Origin of the sequence: Streptomyces fodineus, from assembly GCF_001735805.1 — a bacterium.
In the GTDB taxonomy this organism is placed as follows: domain Bacteria; phylum Actinomycetota; class Actinomycetes; order Streptomycetales; family Streptomycetaceae; genus Streptomyces; species Streptomyces fodineus.
The window spans coordinates 5,081,539-5,100,374 of the sequence record NZ_CP017248.1 but is presented as its reverse complement, the minus strand read 5'-3'; the positions used below and the strand labels follow the sequence as shown (position 1 = coordinate 5,100,374).

Here is an 18,836-nt window from a genome sequence, read left to right as displayed (position 1 = left end):
TTCGCGATGCGGGCAAGCGAAAACCTCCCCCGGCCACAGCACAGGGCACCTGCCAAAGGACCCGTTCATGACCGACCCCCCGGCCCAACCGAGGTACCGCATAGAAGACCTGGCCCACGAAACCCGCACCACCGTGAGAACCATCCGCGCCTACCAGGACCGCGGCCTCCTGCCCCGCCCAGAACGCAGGGGCCGCGCGAACCTGTACTCCGAGGCCCACATCACCCGGCTCCACCAGATCGCCCACCTCCTCGACCGCGGCTACACCCTGGCCTCGATCAAGGAACTGCTGGACGCCTGGGACACCGGCCGCGGCCTGGGCGGGGTCCTGGGCCTGGTCACCGAGGTGGAGGGGCCGTGGACGGACGAACGCCCCGACCGCATCACCCGCACCGACCTGGACGCCCGCTTCGGCGGCACCCCGGACGACGACGCCGTGACCGAGGCGGTCGCACTCGGGGTGCTGGAGCGGATCGACGGCGACCCCGACACATTCCTCGTGCCGAGCCCGCAAGAGCTGTCCGCTGCCGTCGAGTTGCACGCGGCCGGAGTCCCGCTGTCCGCGATCTCGAGCCATCTGCGGGAGTTGAGGGGCCAGGTCGAGCACATCGCCGCCCGTTTCCTGGAGTTCACCGCCGAGTACGTCTTCGCCCGCTACCTGGACGACCCCGGGCGCCGTACGGACGCGCACGCGACGGAAGCCGCCGCACTCGTGCGCCGCCTGCGGCCACTGGCCCAGCAGACGATGGAGGCCGAACTTGCCCGCGCCATGCGTTCGTTGGCGACGCGCCATCTGCGCACACACCTGAGTACGGAGAAGTCGGCCGACGAGCCTCCCGCCGACCGCTGCGTCGCCCTTCCCGCCCAGACGATCGACGCCGTGGAAAAGCTGGTTGGCCGTGAGCGTGCTTCCGAGTTCATCGCACTGGCAGCCGAACGCGAGGTAAGAGCCCGCGCCTTGGATGACCTCGCCTCAGGCACCGTACGGACTCGGGAAGTTCGCGAATCACCCTAAGAGGTACGCCGCTTGTCCACAGATTCGTCAATTCGCCTGTGGATAACCTCAGTTGGTTGTGGATCAAACCTACGAACAAAAAAACCTGCGTGATCCGCGTCGCTCCCGCACCCTGGACACATGGACGAAAGACGCACCGTGAAGGTGTCGAAGTACCTCTCCAAACACCTCCGCCATCAGCCGGAGCGCATCGGGCTCACCCTGGACCCGGGCGGCTGGGTGGAGATCGACACACTCATCATCGCGGCCGCCGACCACGGCTTCCGGTTCACGCGCGAGGAACTGGACCACGTCGTGGCCACCAACGACAAGCAGCGCTTCGCGATCGAGGGCAACCGCATCCGTGCAAGCCAAGGCCACAGCATCGAGGTCGACCTCGGCCTGCCCCCGGCGACCCCGCCGCCGTACCTCTACCACGGCACCGTCGACCGCAACCTGGACGCGATCCGCGCCGACGGCCTCAAGCCCATGAACCGGCACGACGTCCATCTCTCCGCCGACCGCGAGACCGCCACCCGGGTCGGCGCCCGCCGCGGCCGCCCCGTGGTGCTCGCCGTCGACGCGGGCGCCATGCACCGCGACGGACACGTCTTCCGGCTCAGCGCCAACGGAGTCTGGCTGACCAGCGCCGTACCGCCGCGCTACCTGCGCTTTCCGGGCCCCCGCTGACCCGGACCAGACCTGCCGCCCCGCCTTCCAGTCCGTGCCCGGGCAGCCGCGTACGGTGACCGTTTGGTCCGTTGTCAGTGGGGCCGCTTACTCTCGAACGCATGAGTCTGCGTCTGAGCACCGTGATCCTGCCCTACCGCCGCTGGAGCGAAGGCGGCCGTTCGGCCTGGGTGCGGGCCGAGCAGCTCGGCTTCCACACGGCGTACACCTACGACCACCTGTCCTGGCGCAGCTTCCGTGACGGCCCCTGGTTCGGCGCGGTCCCGACGCTGACCGCCGCCGCCGGCGTCACCGAGCGGCTGCGCCTGGGCACGCTGGTGACCTCGCCGAACTTCCGGCACCCGGTGACCCTCGCCAAGGAGCTGATCTCCCTCGACGACATCTCCGGCGGCCGGATCACCCTCGGCATCGGCGCCGGCGGCACCGGTTTCGACGCGACGACCCTTTTGCACAGCGGTCAGGAGCAGTGGAGCCCGCGCGAGCGCGCCGACCGGTTCGCCGAGTTCGTGCCGCTGCTGGACCGACTGCTCACCGAGGACGCCGTGACGTACGAGGGCCGCTTCTACTCGGCGCACGAGGCGCGGAACATCCCGGGCTGTGTGCAGCGGCCCCGGCTGCCGTTCGCGGTGGCGGCCACCGGCCCGCGCGGCCTGAAGCTCGCCGCGCGGCACGGCCAGGCCTGGGTGACCACGGGCGACCCGAAGCTGTACGAGAACGGCACCCCCGAGCAGTCCGTCGAGGCCCTGCGCGGGCAGATCGCCAAGCTGTCCGAGGCCTGCGCGGACGCCGGGCGGGACGCGGCCGACCTGGACAAGGTCCTGCTCACGGGCTTCACCCCGGACCGCGCCCGGCCACTCCGCTCCCTGGACGCCTTCGTGGACTTCGCGGGCCGGCACCAGGAGCTGGGCTTCACGGAAATCGTGATCCACTGGCCGATCCCGGACTCCGACTTCGCCGCGGACGAGAAGGTCTTCGAGCAGATCGCCATGGAGACCACCGCCCAACTGGCCTGACCGGTACGGCGGCGGAGCCGAGTCATCTGTGTCTCATCTGTGCGGAGTCCCGCACGGCCGTGCTGGCATATGCGCGAGAATAGCCGGGTGACCTCAGCGACCAGACAGCCCGGGACCCCGTCCGCCGCCGTACGGCCGCGGCTGATCGCCACCGACCTCGACGGCACGCTGCTGCGCGACGACAAGTCGGTCTCCTCGCGCACGGTCGTCGCGCTGGCCGCCGCGGAGGAGGCGGGCATCGAGGTCTTCTTCGTCACCGGCCGCCCGGCCCGCTGGATGAACGTCGTCAGCGACCATGTCCACGGCCACGGCCTGGCGATCTGCGGCAACGGCGCCGCCGTCGTCGACCTGCACGGCGGCCCCGGCGCCCACCGGTTCGTCAAGGTGCGCGAACTGCCCCGCGAGAACGCTTTGGACGCCGTACAGCTGCTGCGCAAGGCGGCGCCCGGCACGGTGTTCGCGGTCGAGCAGACGTACGGCTTCCACCAGGAGCCGGACTATCCCAAGCTGCACATGGAGATACCGGACAATCTCCTGCCCGCCGAGCAACTCCTCGCCCCCGACGGCCCCGACGCCGACCAGCCCGTGCTCAAGATCCTGGCCTACCACCCCGATCTCGATCCGGACGCCTTCCTCACCGTCGCCCGGATCGCGGTCGGCGACCACGCCAACGTCACCCGCTCCAGCCCCAGCGCCCTGCTGGAACTGAGCGGCCCCGACGTCTCCAAGGCCAGCACCCTCGCCCTGTGCTGCGCCGAGCGCGGTATCTCGCACGAGGAAGTCGTCGCCTTCGGCGACATGCCCAACGACGTCGAGATGCTGACCTGGGCCGGCCAGTCGTACGCGATGGGCAACGCCCACCCGGACGTCATCGCCGCCGCATCGGGCCGTACGGTCGCCAACAACGAGGACGGTGTCGCGATCGTGATCGAGCAACTGCTCGCCGACCGCCTCTGAAACACCACCCCCGTCCTGCAGCTGGTACGGCGCCGCCTCCGGGAGTCGGCGTCCGTATCCGTGACGAACACCGCCTGCCCCTACGGGAGTTCGGGCACGATCCGCACGTCGCCGACCGCGATCCCGACCGGGGTGACCGTCGCACGGAAACCAGAGCGACCGTCACACGGAACGCACAGTGACCGTTTCCGCGCGAGCCGCAGCGTCCCTCACCGCGCCCCCACCAGCGACTCCGCCTCCGCCTCCCGCCGTGCCAGCGCCCGCAGCGGCCCGTCCACCGCGAGAAGCTCCGCGTACGTGCCGCGCTGCACCACCCGGCCCGCGTCGAGCACGACCACCTCGTCCACGGCCTCCAGTCCCGCCAGCCGGTGGGTGATCAGCAGCGTCGTACGGCCCTCAGTGGCGGCCAGCAGATCGGTGGTCAGCGCGTCGGCCGTCGGCAGATCCAGATGCTCGGCGGGCTCGTCGAGGACCAGGACGGGGAAGTCGGCCAGCAGGGCGCGGGTCAGCGCCAGCCGCTGCCGCTGACCGCCGGACAGCCGCGCCCCGTGCTCGCCGACCAGCGTGTCCAGCCCGTCGGGCAGCCCGTCCACCCACTCCAGCAGGCGGGCCCGCTCCAGCGCCCGGCGCAGATCGGCCTCGGTGGCGTCCTTCCTGGCCAGCAGCAGGTTCTCGCGCACGGAGCTGTCGAAGAGATGCGCGTCCTGCGCACACAGCCCGACGAGCCGCCGTACGTCGTCACCGGCCAGCGCATACGCGTCCACACCGGCGAGCGTGTACGAGCCCTGCTGCGGGTCGAGGAAGCGCAGCAGCACCTGCGCGAGGGTCGTCTTACCGGAACCGGACGCCCCGACCACCGCGATCCGCCGCCCCTCCCGCAGCGTGAGCTCGACCCCGGCCAGCGCATCCCTGTGCTGCCCCTCGTACCGCACGGTGAGCCCCTTGACCACCACGGGGAACGGCGAGGCGGGCGCCTGCCGGGGCCCCTCGGGCTCACGCACGGGCTCCGGAGCGTCCAGCACCTCGTAGACACGCTCCGCACTCCGCCGCACGCGCTGCCGGTGCCGCACGGCGAGCGGCAGCCCCAGTACGGCCTCGAAGGCGGCCAGCGGAGTGAGGACGACCACGGCCATCGCCACACCGCCGAGCCGGCCCGCGGCCACCGCCTGGGCGCCGAACAGCGCGGTCGCGGTGACCGTCAGGCCGGAGATCAGCGCGAGGAGCCCGTCGCCGAGCGCGGTCGCGGCGGCGGCGCGCGAGGCGATCCGGGTGAGGGTGCCGTCGGCCTGCCGGGCCGCGTCCGTACGGGCGGGCAGCGCACCGGCGACGGTCAGCTCGGCGGTGCCCGTGAGCAGGTCGGTGACACGGGTGGCGAGGGCGCCCCGGGCGGGGGCCAGCCGTCCCTCGGTCCGCCGGGCCACGGCCGCGGTGACAAGCGGGACACCGGCTCCGGCCACCACGAGGCCCGCCGCCAGGGCGGCACCGGCCTCGGGCAGCAGCCACGTCGTGAAGCCCACGGCGCCGGCGGAGACCACGACGGCCACCGACGCCGGCAACAGCCAGCGCAGCCAGTAGTCCTGGAGCTCGTCGACGTCCGCGACCAGCCGAGTGAGAAGATCGCCGCGCCGGGCGGTCCGCAGTCCGGCGGGCGCGAGCCGCTCCATCCTCCGGTACACGGCGACCCGGGTGTCGGCCAGCATCCGCAGCACGGCGTCGTGCGACACCAGCCGCTCGGCGTACCGGAAGACGGCCCGCCCGATCCCGAAGGCCCGCGTTGCGGTCACGGCCACCATCAGATACAGCACAGGCGGCTGCTGCGAGGCCCGGGAGATGAGCCATCCCGAGGTCGCCATCAGCCCAACGGCACTCCCCAACGCGAGACTGCCGAGCAGCAAGGCCAGCAGCATCCGCCCCCGCCGGGGACCGGCAAGCCCCCGGACCCGCGCCAGCACACGCCGGGGGCGGTCCGACGACGCGCCCCCCGAACCACTCTCCGGCTCACGGCCCCCGGAGACCGACGGGCCACTGCCCGGCCCACCGAGCCCGGACGCCGGGGAACCACCGGCCAGCCCACTGAGTCGGCCGGCGGGTGGTCGCGGGTCCAGGGGGCGGAGCCCTCCGGAGGGGCGCCTACAGCTCCGGTCGGTCAACAGCTCCGGGCCGTCCAGCCGCACCACCCGGTCCGCGACCTCCAACAACGCCGGCCGATGCACAACGAGCAGCACGGTACGGCCCGCCGCAAGCCGCCGTACCGCCGCCACAACGCCGGCCTCCGTCTCCCCGTCCAGCCCAGCCGTCGGCTCATCCAGCAACAGCACAGGCCGGTCGGCAAGAAACGCCCGGGCAAGGGCCAACCGCTGCCGCTGCCCCGCCGACAGCCCGGCCCCGTCCTCCCCGAGCGGGGTCTTGGCCCCCTCGGGCAAGGCGTCCACGAACTCCAGCGCACCGGCATCCCGCAGCGCCCGCCGTACGGCACCGTCGTCCGCGTCGGGCCGGACCAGCCGTACGTTGTCCGCGATGGTCCCGGCGTACAGATGCGGCCGCTGCGGCACCCATGCGATCCGCGACCGCCACTCCTCCAGATCGAGATCCGCGAGATCGGCTCCCCCGACCCGCATCCGCCCCTCGGCGGGCTCGACGAACCCCAGCAGCACGTTCAGCAGCGTCGACTTACCCGCCCCGCTCGGCCCCACCAGCGCCACCGTCTCACCGGGCTCGACGCTGAACGACACGTCCGTCACCGCGTCCGCCGACCGACCGGGATAGCGAACAGTGACCCCCTCGAAGGCCACGGCGCCCGAGGGCACCGCACCGGTACCGGACGCCGGAACCGGCGTCTGCAGCACTGTGAAGATCTCCTCCGCCGCGGCAAGCCCTTCGGCCGCCGCGTGATATTGCGCACCGACCTGCCGCAAGGGAAGGTACGCCTCGGGCGCCAGCACCAGGATCACCAGACCGATGTACAGATCCATGTCGCCGTGCACGAGTCGCATGCCGATCGTCACCGCGACCAGGGCGACCGACAGCGTGGCGAGCAACTCCAGCGCGAAGGAGGAGAGGAAGGCGATCCGCAGGGTCTTCAGGGTGGCCTGCCGGTACTCGCCGGTGATCCGGCGGATGGACTCGGCCTGAGCCTTGGCCCGGCCGAAGACCTTCAGCGTGGGCAGTCCGGCGACCACGTCCAGGAAATGCCCCGACAGCCGGGACAGCAGCCGCCACTGACGGTCCATCCGGGCCTGGGTGGCCCAGCCGATCAGCATCATGAAGAGCGGAATGAGGGGCAGGGTGCCGACGATGATCGCCGCAGACACCCAGTCCTCGGTGACGATCCGCGCCAGCACCGACACCGGTACCACCACCGCAAGCCCCAACTGCGGCAGATAGCGGGAGAAGTAGTCGTCGAGGGCGTCGACCCCACGCGTGGCCAGAGTGACCAGCGAACCGGTGCGCTGCCCGGCCAGCCACCCGGGGCCGAGCGCCGCCGCCCGGTCGAGGAGCCGACCCCGCAGCTCGGACTTCACCGCCGCGCTCGCCCGATGGGCAGCGAGCTCGGTAAGCCATGCGACTGCCGCCCGACCCACGGACACGGCCGCCAACAGCAGCAGGGGGGTGCGCAGTTGAGCGACGGACTCCCCGTGCTGGAACGCTCCGACGACAATCTCGGCGATGAGCATCGCCTGGGCGATGACCAGCCCGGCTCCGACGGCACCCAGACCGACGACCGCCACGAGGAAGAAGCGCGTGGCGCGGGCGTACCGCAGCAGACGTGGATCGATTGGTTTCACGTGAAACGTGCCCTTCGGCCCAGGGGGGTGCGTTTCACGTGAAACACACCCCCCGGCGGACTCAGTGCGCGGCGCCGGCCGCAGCATCGGGAGCGATGTGCTGCGTACCGATCCGCTTGCGGAACACCCAGTAGGTCCAGCCCTGGTAGAGCAGCACCAGGGGCGTGGCGATGGCCGCCAGCCACGTCATGATCTTCAGGGTGTACGGGCTCGACGAGGCGTTGGTCACCGTCAGGCTCCAGTCCCCGTTGAGCGTGGACGGCATGACGTTCGGGAAGAGCGAAAGGAAGAGCATCGCCACGGCGGCCACGATGGTGACCCCGGACAGCGCGAATGCCCATCCCTCACGCCCGAACTGGTTGGCCACCAGCGCTGCCGCCAAAGCGGCGACCGCCACGACAAGGGCCACCAGGCTCTTGCCGTCACCGCTGTGGGCCTGCGTCCACAGCAGGAAGCCGAGCGCCACGACAGCCGTGACGAGGCCGACCCGCAGGGCCAGCTTCCGTGCCCGTACCCGGATGTCCCCCACGGTCTTGAGCGCGGTGAAGACCGCTCCGTGGAAGGTGAACAGCGTGAGCGTCACCAGCCCGCCGAGCAGGGCATAGGGGTTGAGCAGGTCCCAGACGCTGCCGACGTACTCGAAGTGCCGGTCGATCTTCACGCCCCACACGATGTTCCCGAAAGCCACGCCCCACAGGAACGCCGGAATCAGCGAGGTCCAGAAGATCGCCGTCTCCCAGTTGCGCTGCCAGTTCTCCTCGGGTCGCTTCGCCCGGTACTCGAAGGCGACGCCCCGGACGATCAGGCAGACCAGGATGACCAGCAGCGGCAGGTAGAAGCCGGAGAAGAGGGTGGCGTACCAGTCCGGGAACGCGGCGAAGGTCGCGCCGCCGGCCGTGAGCAGCCACACCTCGTTACCGTCCCAGACGGGCCCGATGGTGTTGATCAGCACCCGCCGCTCCGGCCGGTTGCGGGCCAGCAGCTTGGTGAGGATGCCGACCCCGAAGTCGAAGCCCTCCAGGAAGAAGTAGCCGGTCCACAGGACGGCGATCAGGACGAACCAGACGTCGTGAAGTTCCATGACTGTTCCCTCGGCCTAGTACGAGAAGGCCATCGGCTTGTCGGCGTCACGAGTGTCGCCGCCGATCTTCGTGGGCGGGTTGAGGTCGGCCTCGGTCAGCTCGGGCGGGCCGGCCTTGACGTACTTCGCGAGCAGCTTGACCTCGACCACGGCGAGGATCGCGTACAGCGAGGTCAGGACGATCATCGAGGTGAGGACCTCGCCCTGGGAGACACCGGGGGAGACCGCGTGCCGGGTCTGCAGGACGCCGTAGACGACCCACGGCTGGCGGCCCATCTCGGTGAAGATCCAGCCCCAGGAGTTGGCGATCAGCGGGAAGGCCAGGGTCCAGGTCGCGATGCGCCAGTACCAGGGCGTGAGCTTCGGGCTCAGCGCCTTGTTCTTGAACAGCACCAGATGCGGCACCTCGTCCTCGCCGACCCGCAGATGCTGCGGCAGCATGAACTTCTTGCGGGTCAGCCACAGTCCGGCCAGGCCGAGGGCGAAGGAGGACATGCCGAAGCCGATCATCCAGCGGAAGCCCCAGAAGGCCACCGGGATGTTGGGCCGGTAGTCGCCCGGGCCGAACTTCTGCTGCTCCGCCTTGTTGACATCGTTGATGCCGGGGACGTACGAGGTGAAGTCGTCGTCGGCGAGGAAGGACAGCAGGCCCGGTATCTCGATCGCGACGGTGTTGTGGCCCCTCTCCACATCGCCGTAGGCGAAGATCGAGAAGGGTGCCGGCTTCTGCCCGTCCCACAGCGCCTCGGCCGCCGCCATCTTCATCGGCTGCTGCTTGAACATGACCTTGCCGAGGGTGTCGCCGCTGATCGCGGTGAGCAGACCGGCGATGACGACAGTGACCAGGCCGAGCCGCAGCGAGGTCTTCATCTCGCGGATGTGCTTCTTGCGGGCCAGGTGGTAGGCGGCGATGCCCACCATGAAGGCGCCGCCGGTCAGGAAGGCCGCGGACAGGGTGTGGAAGGCCTGGCTGAGAGCGGTGTTCTGGGTGAGCACGGCCCAGAAGTCGGTCAGTTCGGCACGGCCCTTCGCCTTGTTGATCTTGTAGCCGACCGGGTGCTGCATCCAGGAGTTGGCCGCGAGGATGAAGTACGCGGACAGGATCGTGCCGATCGAGACCATCCAGATGCAGGCCAGGTGGATCTTCTTGGGCAGCTTGTCCCAGCCGAAGATCCACAGGCCGATGAAGGTGGACTCGAAGAAGAACGCGATCAGCGCCTCGAAGGCGAGCGGGGCGCCGAAGATGTCACCGACGAAGCGCGAGTAGTCGGACCAGTTCATGCCGAACTGGAACTCCTGCACGATGCCCGTGACCACACCCATGGCGATGTTGATCAGGAAGAGCTTGCCCCAGAACTTGGTCGCTCTGAGGTACTTCTCCTTCTCCGTGCGCACCCAGGCCGTCTGCAGCCCGGCCGTGAGGGCGGCCAGGGAGATGGTCAGCGGGACGAACAGGAAGTGGTAGACGGTGGTGATGCCGAACTGCCAGCGCGCCAGTGTCTCCGGCGCCAGAGCCAGGTCCACGTCGTCACTCTCCTTACTACGCCGTGGTACAGCGGCGGTTTGCCCTGTTTATCGCGCACATACAGGGCAATCGGGACGCGCTTGTGAACGCGTTCACATTCACAAGCCATTATGACGTACTGATTTTCGGCAACCCAAGGGGGGTCCCCCCTTCGCCTTCGCGTCAAGACCTTGGCAGCGACTTCAACATCTTGTTGAATTGCACGCCATGCAGATACGCATTTCCTGGCCCGCGGGCAACATCACCGCGACCCTCGACGCAGACGCACCGACCACCCAGGCCCTCGCCAAGGCCCTGCCGCTCACCTCCAGCGCCTGCACATGGGGCGAGGAGGTCTATTTCGACACAGGTGTCTCTGTTTCACGTGAAACGGACGCCCGGCAGGTCGTAGAGCCGGGCACGGTGGCCTTCTGGACGGACGGCGACGCCCTCGCCCTCCCCTACGGCCACACACCGATCTCGCGAGGCGACGAATGCCGCCTCGCGAGCCCCTGCAACGTTCTCGGAAGCCTGGACGGGGACGCCCGCGCACTGGCGACCGTACGAGACGGCGACCCCATCCGTGTGGAACTGATCGACGAGTAGAGCCCTCGCGGCGCTACAGCTCCTTGCGGAACGCTTCCGCCGCCTTCAGGAAGATGTCGTTCGCCTCGGTCTCTCCGACCGTCACCCGCACACCCTCGCCCGGGAACGGCCGGATCACCACCCCGTGCTGCTCACAGGCCTGAGCGAACGCGGCCGTACGCTCCCCCAGCCGCAACCAGACGAAGTTCGCCTGCGTCTCCGGCACCGTCCAGCCCTGGCCGCGCAGCGCGTCGACCACGCGCTTGCGCTCGCACACCAGCGAGCCGACCCGGCCGAGCAACTCGTCCTCGGCCCGCAGCGAGGCGATCGCCGCCTCCTGCGCGAGCTGGCTGACGCCGAAGGGCACCGCCGTCTTGCGCAGCGCAGCCGCCACCGGCTCATGGGCGATCGCGAAACCGACGCGCAGCCCGGCGAGCCCGTAGGCCTTGGAGAAGGTGCGCAGGACGCAGACGTTGGGCCGGTTCCGGTACAGCTCGACGCCGTCGGGTACCTCGGGGTCGCGGATGAACTCGCGGTAGGCCTCGTCCAGCACCACCAGAACATCGCTGGGCACCCGGTCCAGGAACCGCTCCAGCTCGGCCCGCCGCACCACCGTGCCGGTCGGGTTGTTGGGGTTGCAGACGAAGATCAGGCGCGTCCGGTCGGTGATCGCGTCCGCCATCGCGTCCAGGTCGTGCACATCGCCGGGCGTGAGCGGCACCTGCACCGACCGGGCGCCGCTGATCTGCGTGATGATCGGGTACGCCTCGAAGGACCGCCAGGCGTAGATCACCTCGTCGCCGGGACCGCTGGTGGCCTGGATGAGCTGCTGCGCGACACCCACCGAGCCGGTACCGGTGGCCAGGTCGGAGAGCGGGACGCCGAAGCGCTCCGACAGTTCCTCCATCAGCCCGGCGCATGCCATGTCCGGGTAGCGGTTGAAGTTGCAGGCGGCCGCCGTCACGGTCTCCATCACACCGGGCAGCGGCGGGTAGGGGTTCTCATTGGAGGACAGCTTGTAGGCGACCGGCCCGCCGGCCGCGGCGGGCTTGCCCGGCTTGTAGGTGGGGATACCCTCCAGCTCGGCGCGCAGCTTGGGGCTTGTCTCGCTCACCACAGTCCTCCTCGCGATCACCGGCGGACCGTCGACGCCGCCGGCTTCCAATACTCCTCACCTTATGAGGATTCGGCCCCGGTGCGTACAGGTCGCGACCCGGCAATGCGCGAACCGCAGCCGACCCGGCGCCATCAGGGGCATGACCGTACGAAGGCGTACGTATCAGGGGGCGCGCTGTACATATATCTATGCGCCGGTGGCTCGCGCCGTGGCGCGCATCCCCCGTGCAGGTGAGTTGAGACCTCTTCGAGACATCGGGCACTTGGCAGGTCCATACGCGCCGACAAGTCACGTCCTGCCGCAGGATCATTCAACTTCCTTGTTTTCCAAGGCAGTTGATCCAGTGTGACCATGCAGAAACGTGCCTGTCAATGCGTGCATATGCGTCCGCACTACCCCACCGCATGAGCCCTACTATCGGCTCGCCATGACAGCAGCAGGGAAGCACCAGGTGAGCCGCGCGGAAACCTCACGTCGAGGCAGTCGGCCGGGCCGGGCGGGCATCAGAGACGTGGCCGCCGCCGCCGGAGTCTCCATCACGACCGTCTCCGACGCCCTCAACGGCAAGGGCCGGCTCCCGGACGCCACCCGCCGCCATGTCCGTGAGGTCGCCGACCGGCTGGGCTACCGGCCCTCGGCCGCCGCCCGCACACTCCGTACCGGCAAGTCCGGTCTGATCGGCCTGACCGTGACGACGTACGGGGATGAACCTTTCACCTTCACCGAGTTCGCGTACTTCGCCGAAATGGCACGGGCCGCCACCTCGGCCGCGCTCGCCCGCGGCTACGCCCTCGTCATCCTGCCCGCCACCTCCCGCCACGACGTGTGGTCCAACGTCGCCCTCGATGGCACCGTCGTCATCGACCCCTCCGACCACGACCCCGTGGTGACCGAGCTGGTCCGGCAGGGACTGCCCGTCGTCTCCGACGGCCGCCCGGCCGGCTCGCTGCCGGTCACCGCCTGGGTCGACAACGACCACGAGGCCGCCGTACTCGGCATCCTCGACCATCTCGCCGCCGCCGGCGCCCGCCGTATCGGCCTGCTCACCGGTACGACGACGGACACCTACACCCACCTGTCCACCACCGCCTACCTGCGCTGGTGCGAGCGGGTCGGCCAGGACCCGGTCTACGAGGCCTACCCGGCGCACGACCCGTGCGCGGGCGCCGTCGCCGCCGACCGGCTGCTGGCCCGGCCCGACCGGCCCGACGCGGTCTACGGCCTGTTCGACCCCAACGGCACCGACCTGCTGGCCGCCGCCCGCCGCTACGGGCTCCGCGTTCCCGACGACCTGCTGCTCGTGTGCTGCAGCGAGTCCATGGTGTACGCCAGCACCGAGCCGCCCATCACCACGCTCTCCCTGAAGCCCCGCCGTATCGGCACCGCGGTGGTCCAGCTCCTCATCGACGCCATCGAGGGCGTGGAGTCGGACCAGCCGGTGGAGCAGGTGATACCGACCGAGCTGATCGTGCGCACCTCCTCCCAGCGCCGCCCGCCGCGCACGACGGTCAGCCCGCCGCGGACGCCGGACGACAGATAGCGGGACGATCGACAGCGCGGACGGGAAACACCGCCCAAAAGCGGGGCGCTCACCCCGTACCGCGCCCGGCCCATGGAGGGGGCGGGGCGGGCCGGCGACCGTCGGCCCGCGTGTCCGGTCGGCGCCGAGCCGGCCGGACACCTGCCCAAACGGGGCGAAAGCCGCGGTGAACTGGAGTCTTGTTCCGATTCACCACCCCTGGGTCATCACACGGCGGTACGCGCGTTCCTATGATGGGCCCACGACACCGCCGACCGCTGCGACCAGGCAGTCCGAAGCGGTGCAGCTGCGGCGCGATGGTGGAGGGGTCTGATGACTCAGGGGGCCGGTCAGGGACCCGAAGTGGAGCGGACGGCGACGCTGCGGGACTTCCGGGTACCGGCGTACGTCCATGAGACCGGTCCGTACGCCCACACCGCCCACCCGGGCGACACCGCCACGCCCACCGACGAGGCGTACCCCGACGGCTACACACCCACGCAGCGCGACCTCCCCGTCGTCAGCCGCACCGAGACGGTCCAGGTCCGCGTCGACCCGGCACCGGCTGCCCCGGCCCCGCAGCCCGCGACCGGTCCCGGACCGCTGTTCGTCGTCGGCGACGTCCACGGATACCTCGACGAACTGGTGACCGCCCTGCAGGAGCAGGGGCTGATCGACGCCTCAGGCCAGTGGTGCGCGGGCACCGCCCGGCTGTGGTTCCTCGGCGACTTCACCGACCGCGGTCCCGACGGCATCGGCGTCATCGACCTCGTGATGCGGCTGTCCGCCGAGGCCGCGGCGGCCGGCGGCTACTGCAAGGCCCTCATGGGCAATCACGAGCTGCTGCTGCTCGGCGCCAAGCGGTTCGGCGACACGCCCGTCAACTCCGGCGCGGGCACCGCCACCTTCCAGGCGGCCTGGCTGCTCAACGGCGGCCAGAAGACCGACATGGACCGCCTCCAGGACCACCATCTGCAGTGGATGGCCCGGCTCGACGCCGTCGAGGAGGTCGACGGGTATCTGCTCGTGCACTCGGACACCACCGCCTATCTCGACTACGGCGACTCCATCGAGGCGGTCAACGACACCGTCCGCGAGACCCTCACCCGCAACGACGCGGACGAGTGCTGGGATCTCTTCCGCAAGTTCACCAAGCGCTTCTCCTTCCGCGACGAGGGCGGCGCCGACGCCGTGCGCTCCCTCCTCGATACGTACGGTGGCACCCGCATCGTTCACGGCCACAGCCCGATTCCCTACCTCCTCGGCGAGGTCGGGTCCGAGGACGGCGAGGACGCCGCCGGCCCCGTCGTCGAGGGACCGCACGTGTACGCGGACGGGCTCGCCATCGCGATGGACGGCGGCGTGACCATGGCCGGAAAACTACTGGTCCGGCAACTCCCCCTGACTACCTGACCATTCCGCGGGCAGGCGTCCACCGGCGGAGTACGCACAGGCCGGAGGGCAATTTCCGGCAACCCCTGTCACCGTGTGCCGTCACGGCTCTACCATCGGCTTATCCGTAGCAGGCTCCCCTCCGTTTCTGCCCGACGGCTCGCCGGCGTGCGAGCCCCAAGCCCTACGGAGCATCGGGGGATGCACATGAACAGCGTTCCGCAGCACCTGCAGAGCGAGGACCGCCAGGAATTCGAGCGGCTCCTCGATGAGGCGCTGCGCTCCGCACCGCACCGGCCGGAACTGGCCGCTGTCGGAGAGCGGCTCAATCCCGAACAACTGCGCACCATGGCGCTCAACGCCAGCGCCCTGATCACGGCCGCCGCCGCGGCCGAATACCAGCACTATGTGAAGGTCCGCCAGGAACTGCGTCAGCCGGCGATGGCCCCTTCGGCCGCCGGTGGCCCCGGACCCGCGGACCAGAGTCCGGCCACGCCTGGGCCCGTGACCACCTTCGGCGAGGCGTCCGAGAACACCGGCGCGGGCGCCGTCGCGGTCATCGCCGTACTGGCTCCCGTCCTCTCCGGAACCGCAGCGGCCATATTCCTGCTTGTCGGCTACATCCTGAAGACGCTGAGCCCTGGACAGGCCTTCGCCCAGACCATGCTCACCGCCGGCTGGGTGTTCGGCGCGGTGACCGCGGCCACGATCCTCCTCGCCGCCGTCGGACTGCTGCTCACCGCCCTGCGCAACGGCAGCTCGCCACAGGCCCAGGCACTGGACGCGGCGCACCGGGAACTGGACAGCGCCAGAGAGGCCTGGCGGAACGCCCTGCTGGAGCGCGGCATCCTGCCGTTCCTGATGGAGGCGCTCGCCGAGCCCGGATCCGCCACCCTGCACCACACGACCCCGCCCACCCCGCGCGGCCGTATGCCCCGCCTGGGATACGACCGCCCCGGTTTCAGCAGCCCCGACGACGGCAGCGAGTCCGGCCGCCCGAGCTTCACCAGCCCGGACTACACAAGCCCGGACTTCGGCGGCCCGGAGCACCAGCCCGAGTAACCCCGCATCCCGGGCGGCGGGCCGAGCGGCCAACCGGTGTGGCGCCACCACCCCGGTCAGCCGCGATCCCGCCGTTTCCCCGACCCCGCCGGCCGCCTGCACGGCCTGCTGGCGTGGCCCAACTCGTCCGGCTCAGCCGGCGATCGGCAGATACACCCTTTGGTCCGCTCGCCGCGAACTCCTTCGGCTTCTGCGCCATGCCCTCCCCGGCCTCGGCGCGGCTGCCGCGGTGTTCGCGGCGGATGTACGGCGTCGTAGCCGCTACTGCGGCTCGGTGGTGAATCGACGCCAGGCAGGCGGGAAGCAGCCAGGCCCGCTGTGGTGTTCCGCTCCCAGGAAGGACCAGAAGTCGAAGATCGCTCCGCCATCCAAGCGACCCCATGCATCACCCTCGCGGACCGGCCGGTTCCTGGGATCGTCGTCGTCCCAGAGGAAGTCCTCGTACGCCGGGTCGTCGGTGCTGTAGCTGGTCAGATAGCCGCGGACATGATCCAGGTCCAGCCGTAGATCCGGGAACTGCTCCACCAAGAGCTCGGGACGTCCGCCCACTGGACGATCGTCGAAGAAGCACTGGTCAGCATCGGCCCACTGGACGAACTGGTCCACCTCGACGCCATGGTGGAAAAGCTCATAACCCCAGTAGTCCCCGTCGTACATGAAGGTCAGCAGGCCGGGGCAGTCGTACACGCGTGACACGTGGAACTGCGCGCGCCGGCGCAGGTCCCATTCCCAGCCCCGCGTCCAGTCGAGCACGGTCCAGCCGTTGTGCTCCTCGTGCAGGGTGTAGAAGTCCTTCTGCTTGGGATCGGCGAGGACGAGTCGGTAGCCCTCGGCTTCCCAGAAGTCAGTCAGTGCCTCGTACACCTGTTGAGAGTCAACTCCGCGGAACAGGTTGCACCTTGTAAAACCGCCCACGCGCATCACTCCAGACCGAGAAGGCATGGACGATGTCGCGAGATGGCCCCGCCGTCCATGTCAGCAGCCGCAAGGCCAAAGGAGCAGCGGACCCGGATCCTCCTGGCGGCGCAGGTATCGTCGCTCATCACCGGGCGGTCCGCGACCGTATTTGCATGAGCCGACCTGCGCGCATCAGCGTGCAGGCGGTCCGTACCCCCAGGGTGGGCTCAGACTTCCGGTGGCACGGACCGCCGTAGGCCGGCCTCAGTCCGCGATCGGCAGGTACACCCGGTTCCCCGCCTCAGCGAACTCCTTCGACTTCTGGAGCATCCCCTCGGCGACCTCCTCCGCCGACGCCCCCTCAGCCGCCGCACCACCGAACCGCTCTGTGATGCTCTGGCTGATCTTCATGCTGCAGAACTTCGGCCCGCACATGGAGCAGAAGTGGGCCGTCTTGGCAGGCTCGGCCGGCAGGGTCTCGTCGTGGAACTCCCGTGCCGTGTCCGGGTCCAGAGCCAGGTTGAACTGGTCCTCCCACCGGAACTCGAAGCGGGCGTCGGACAGTGCGTCGTCCCACTCCTGTGCGCCCGGGTGCCCCTTGGCGAGATCGGCCGCATGCGCGGCGATCTTGTAGGTGATGACGCCGGTCTTGACGTCGTCCCGGTTGGGCAGGCCCAGATGCTCCTTGGGCGTGACGTAGCAGAGCATCGCCGTGCCCCACCAGGCGATCATCGCGGCGCCGATGCCGGAGGTGATGTGGTCGTACGCCGGCGCGATGTCCGTGGTCAGCGGGCCGAGCGTATAGAACGGAGCTTCATCGCAGATCTCCTGCTGAAGGTCGATGTTCTCCTTGATCTTGTGCATCGGGACGTGGCCCGGGCCCTCGATCATGGTCTGTACGTTGAAACGCTTGGCGATCTGGTTGAGTTCCCCAAGAGTTCGCAATTCCGCGAACTGTGCCTCGTCGTTGGCGTCCGCGATCGACCCCGGCCTGAGGCCGTCGCCCAGCGAGTACGTGACGTCGTAGGCGGCGAGGATCTCGCACAGTTCCTCGAAGTTCTCGTACAGGAACGACTCCTTGTGGTGCGCCAGGCACCACGCGGCCATGATCGAGCCGCCACGCGAAACGATGCCGGTCTTGCGGTTCGCCGTGAGCGGCACATACGGCAGCCGCACGCCCGCGTGGACCGTCATGTAGTCCACGCCCTGTTCGGCCTGCTCGATGACCGTGTCCTTGTAGATCTCCCAGGTCAGCTCCTCGGCCTTGCCGTCGACCTTCTCCAGAGCCTGGTAGAGCGGCACCGTGCCGATGGGGACGGGGGAGTTGCGCAGCACCCACTCGCGGGTCGTGTGGATGTTACGGCCGGTGGAGAGGTCCATGACCGTGTCGGCACCCCAGCGGGTCGCCCAGGTCATCTTCTCCACCTCCTCCTCGATGGAGGAGGTCACCGCGGAGTTGCCGATGTTGGCGTTGACCTTCACCAGGAACCGCTTACCGATGATCATCGGCTCGATCTCCGGGTGGTTGACGTTGGCCGGCAGCACCGCCCGGCCCGCCGCGATCTCCTCGCGGACCACCTCGGGAGAGACGTTCTCCCGGATGGCCACGTACTCCATCTCCGGGGTGATCTCGCCCCGGCGCGCGTACGCGAGCTGCGTCACGGCCTCGCCGCCCCGGCCCCGGCGCGGCTGGCGCGGCCGTCCGGGGAAGACCGCGTCCAGGTTGCGCAGCCCGCCACGAGGCGAGGTGTGCTTGATCCCGTCGTCCTCGGGACGGACGGGGCGGCCCGCGTACTCCTCGGTGTCGCCGCGGGCGATGATCCAGTTCTCCCGCAGCGGCGGCAGGCCCCTGCGGACATCTGTGTCGACGAGTGGATCGGTGTACGGGCCCGATGTGTCGTACAGCGTGACCGACTGCCCGTTGGTGAGGTGCACCTGGCGGACCGGCACGCGCAGGTCGGGGCGCGAACCCTCGACGTACGCCTTGTGCCAGCCGATGGACTTCCCGGCCTCCTGGGACTTGTCGTCCTGAACGGAGGCAGGCGTGCGTGCGTCCTTGTTGGTCATGAGACCTACTCCCTACGCCGGCATTACCCGGTAACAGGTTCGGCGGTCGACGCAGCGGTGTCCGTCTGCCGATATTTCCTGCGGAACTTCGCCTGTTCCACGTGAAACATCGCGTGTACGGAGGTCAGCGCCCTCTCAGCCCGGTGCTCCGAGCTCCCGCGTGTGCAAAGGTG

At 69.6% G+C, this 18,836-nt stretch carries 14 protein-coding genes and 1 pseudogene; 8 read left to right on the top strand and 7 right to left on the bottom strand.

What is annotated here, in order from left to right; genetic code table 11:
• The first annotated feature begins 67 nt into the window (after nucleotides 1–67).
• The 4 genes from BFF78_RS21540 to BFF78_RS21525 all read left to right on the top strand — a co-directional run bounded on the left by BFF78_RS21540 (nucleotide 68) and on the right by BFF78_RS21525 (nucleotide 3,654).
• Nucleotides 68–1,015, top strand: a complete 948-nt coding sequence (locus BFF78_RS21540) for a MerR family transcriptional regulator (protein ID WP_069779888.1) — start codon at nucleotides 68–70, stop codon at nucleotides 1,013–1,015.
• A gap of 120 nt (nucleotides 1,016–1,135) precedes the next feature.
• Nucleotides 1,136–1,684: an RNA 2'-phosphotransferase gene (locus tag BFF78_RS21535; protein WP_069779887.1), complete on the top strand. Its 549-nt coding sequence runs from the start codon at nucleotides 1,136–1,138 to the stop codon at nucleotides 1,682–1,684.
• Between the two features lie 101 nt (nucleotides 1,685–1,785).
• Entirely contained in the window at nucleotides 1,786–2,697 is a 912-nt protein-coding gene (locus BFF78_RS21530; protein ID WP_069779886.1) for an LLM class flavin-dependent oxidoreductase, read from the top strand.
• 69 nt (nucleotides 2,698–2,766) lie between these two features.
• Nucleotides 2,767–3,654, top strand: coding sequence for a Cof-type HAD-IIB family hydrolase (locus BFF78_RS21525; protein WP_193433509.1), 888 nt, complete (start codon nucleotides 2,767–2,769; stop codon nucleotides 3,652–3,654).
• A 209-nt stretch (nucleotides 3,655–3,863) separates the two neighbouring features.
• On the opposite strand, the gene cydD is transcribed toward BFF78_RS21525, so the two are convergent.
• From cydD to BFF78_RS21510, 3 genes are all read right to left on the bottom strand, one after another.
• Nucleotides 3,864–7,439: a thiol reductant ABC exporter subunit CydD gene (gene cydD / locus BFF78_RS21520; RefSeq protein WP_069779884.1), complete on the bottom strand. Its 3,576-nt coding sequence runs from the start codon at nucleotides 7,437–7,439 to the stop codon at nucleotides 3,864–3,866.
• Nucleotides 7,440–7,500: 61 nt separating this feature from the next.
• A complete protein-coding gene (gene cydB / locus BFF78_RS21515; RefSeq protein WP_069779883.1) occupies nucleotides 7,501–8,520 on the bottom strand; it encodes a cytochrome d ubiquinol oxidase subunit II in 1,020 nt (339 codons plus the stop codon).
• 15 nt (nucleotides 8,521–8,535) lie between these two features.
• Nucleotides 8,536–10,044, bottom strand: a complete 1,509-nt coding sequence (locus tag BFF78_RS21510) for a cytochrome ubiquinol oxidase subunit I (RefSeq protein ID WP_069779882.1) — start codon at nucleotides 10,042–10,044, stop codon at nucleotides 8,536–8,538.
• 208 nt (nucleotides 10,045–10,252) lie between these two features.
• Between BFF78_RS21510 and BFF78_RS21505 the strand changes: the two genes are divergently transcribed.
• The gene (locus BFF78_RS21505; protein WP_069779881.1) at nucleotides 10,253–10,630 is read left to right on the top strand and encodes a cyclophilin-like fold protein; all 378 of its coding nucleotides are present in this window, start codon (nucleotides 10,253–10,255) and stop codon (nucleotides 10,628–10,630) included.
• A 13-nt stretch (nucleotides 10,631–10,643) separates the two neighbouring features.
• Here BFF78_RS21505 and hisC read toward each other — a convergent pair whose 3' ends face one another.
• Nucleotides 10,644–11,723, bottom strand: a complete 1,080-nt coding sequence (hisC, locus tag BFF78_RS21500; protein ID WP_069779880.1) for a histidinol-phosphate transaminase — start codon at nucleotides 11,721–11,723, stop codon at nucleotides 10,644–10,646.
• Nucleotides 11,724–12,153: 430 nt separating this feature from the next.
• Here hisC and BFF78_RS21495 point away from each other — a divergent pair, with 430 nt between their 5' ends.
• The 3 genes from BFF78_RS21495 (at nucleotide 12,154) to BFF78_RS21485 (ending at nucleotide 15,699) form a co-directional block, all read left to right on the top strand.
• Nucleotides 12,154–13,266, top strand: coding sequence for a LacI family DNA-binding transcriptional regulator (locus BFF78_RS21495; protein WP_079161416.1), 1,113 nt, complete (start codon nucleotides 12,154–12,156; stop codon nucleotides 13,264–13,266).
• A gap of 312 nt (nucleotides 13,267–13,578) precedes the next feature.
• The gene (locus BFF78_RS21490; RefSeq protein WP_069779878.1) at nucleotides 13,579–14,658 is read left to right on the top strand and encodes a metallophosphoesterase; all 1,080 of its coding nucleotides are present in this window, start codon (nucleotides 13,579–13,581) and stop codon (nucleotides 14,656–14,658) included.
• A 180-nt stretch (nucleotides 14,659–14,838) separates the two neighbouring features.
• Nucleotides 14,839–15,699: a hypothetical protein gene (locus tag BFF78_RS21485; protein WP_069779877.1), complete on the top strand. Its 861-nt coding sequence runs from the start codon at nucleotides 14,839–14,841 to the stop codon at nucleotides 15,697–15,699.
• 132 nt (nucleotides 15,700–15,831) lie between these two features.
• Here BFF78_RS21485 and BFF78_RS50180 read toward each other — a convergent pair.
• From BFF78_RS50180 to thiC, 3 genes and pseudogenes are all read right to left on the bottom strand, one after another.
• A pseudogene (locus tag BFF78_RS50180) lies at nucleotides 15,832–15,946 on the bottom strand (thiamine biosynthesis protein ThiC); the annotation flags it as partial.
• A 14-nt stretch (nucleotides 15,947–15,960) separates the two neighbouring features.
• Nucleotides 15,961–16,563, bottom strand: coding sequence for a hypothetical protein (locus tag BFF78_RS21480; protein ID WP_069779876.1), 603 nt, complete (start codon nucleotides 16,561–16,563; stop codon nucleotides 15,961–15,963).
• A gap of 297 nt (nucleotides 16,564–16,860) precedes the next feature.
• A complete protein-coding gene (gene thiC, locus BFF78_RS21475) occupies nucleotides 16,861–18,663 on the bottom strand; it encodes a phosphomethylpyrimidine synthase ThiC (RefSeq protein WP_069779875.1) in 1,803 nt (600 codons plus the stop codon).
• Nucleotides 18,664–18,836: the final 173 nt, after the last annotated feature.